The organism is Caballeronia terrestris (assembly GCF_001544515.1).
GTDB lineage: Bacteria > Pseudomonadota > Gammaproteobacteria > Burkholderiales > Burkholderiaceae > Caballeronia > Caballeronia terrestris.
Genome location: NZ_FCOL02000353.1, coordinates 1 through 1,654 on the forward strand (window position 1 = coordinate 1; position 1,654 = coordinate 1,654).

The following is a 1,654-nucleotide window of genomic DNA, read 5'->3' on the forward strand; positions in this document are numbered from 1 at the left end:
AAACCCCCCGCCTGTAGCGGGCTGCGAGACCAACGGTGATACACAAGGCAAGACCTTCAGATCAAACGCTCGAGCCGGCTTGGGCGCCAGTCGGGAATTCCCGGGCTTCGCGCTCGAACCGGCTTTGAGAACCGACGAACTTCCTCCAAATACCGTTTTGACCGTATGCACGTTCAACTCGGCGAGTCGTTGAAGCCCGCTCGCATAACGCTTCGTCGCGTTGACCAAAGTCTGAAAGTTCGCTATCGCAACCGCTGCCGAGGAGACTAGGGAAACATGACCGCTCCTGAAAAGAACCGCCGTGGCTCGGTCATTCGGCGTCGTGTCGATTTGCTGCGTTGCAGCAATAAACCCATCATACGGCAGTTCAAGCTGCCGTCAAGTAGACATTTTTGTGCATTTTGCTCTCCTGATTTTGGTCGAGACTTGGCTTCGCCTTTCGACGATACATACGCTTTCAGTGTGCCCGATATCTGCTGGGCCAACCACTCCAATTGAGCAGGGTGAAAACGATGTGGCAGCAGCCGCCTTGAAGCAAAGCTTTGTGGGGCAGCAACCCGCGATGCGGCAGGCGGCGCTGAGCGCTACAGCCAGCACCGATGAGTAGCCAGCAGATGAGCTGCTTCGCGTCAGTTCACGGCTCGCGGTGGCCGGCGAGCACCCGTGTATTCGGGCCATGGCCCGAATACACACATTCTGTAGTCGCAGGGTTGCGTTGGCGAGGCGTTCTTCAGGCAGAAGCGCTTGGTACGCAGTTTTGTCGGGCATTGCGACAACCTTACATGAGACAGATGTCGCAACTTCGCCTTCGAGGCTGCCGAGGCATTCGCGTCAACGTCGAGTGGCTGTTTGGCAATGGAGCCTTCGGGACCGCTGAGAAACAAACATGGCGCCCAGCTTTGCCGCCCCGTCCTTGAGCGACTTCGTCTCGGCGAAGCGCCGGAGTTGACCACGCCGGCGAGTATTGAATCGACGAGAATTGCGTATTTGCTCTTGCTACTTGGGTAGTAGTCAGCGTAGAAAGGGGCGGTTCGGGTATATCCGCTCATTGCACGGCTATCTGAGTTGAAAGGCTCAGCGATCTTCTTGCGAAGAATAATTTTCCCCGGGAGTCGGGCGGAAAATAGTGAATATGGCCATGGAGGCGCAATGGACTCACCTCAAGTTCGATTCCAGGGATTTTCGTTGTCGTCGCATACTTTCTTCGCCGCGGGTACATACTCTGTAACCTTGATCATACGAGCGCCGGATGGCCTTCAGCGAGCGTCCGAACTGATGGGCAATTTTCCCTGCCGAGCCGACGCTCGGAAGTTCGCGATCGAGTATGGAATGGCACAAATTGCCGAACGCCCACTTCCCGAAGCCGCGTGGGTCTAAATTGGTCCATCCATACTTTTACTATCTCCTGCTCTTGACACTCTCGCCATACCGATGTCCTTCGTTATACAGTTGATTTGCCGAGCGTCCGGAGCGTCCGGTTCTAGCCAGGTCCGTTTAACACGAGGGCATGGCCGTGAATTGGTTGCGCTTGACCGGGCACTTCACGCGTGACAGACGCACTCGCGATATAGGCAAGCGGACGCGGCGACCGACGGCCGCGCATACCGGGCGTTCCTGAAAATGCGCTCGGACCTTATCCGTAACCGCGCAACTA

At 56.5% G+C, this 1,654-nt stretch carries 1 protein-coding gene and 1 pseudogene; one reads left to right on the top strand and one right to left on the bottom strand.

From position 1 onward, the window contains the following. Positions 1–276: 276 nt before the first annotated feature. Positions 277–498 (top strand): hypothetical protein, encoded by a 222-nt coding sequence (locus AWB67_RS40670; RefSeq protein ID WP_143746809.1) that lies wholly within the window; start codon positions 277–279, stop codon positions 496–498. Positions 499–684: 186 nt separating this feature from the next. Here AWB67_RS40670 and AWB67_RS43710 read toward each other — a convergent pair. Further along, positions 685–768, bottom strand: a pseudogene (locus AWB67_RS43710) (hypothetical protein); the annotation flags it as partial. Positions 769–1,654: the final 886 nt, after the last annotated feature.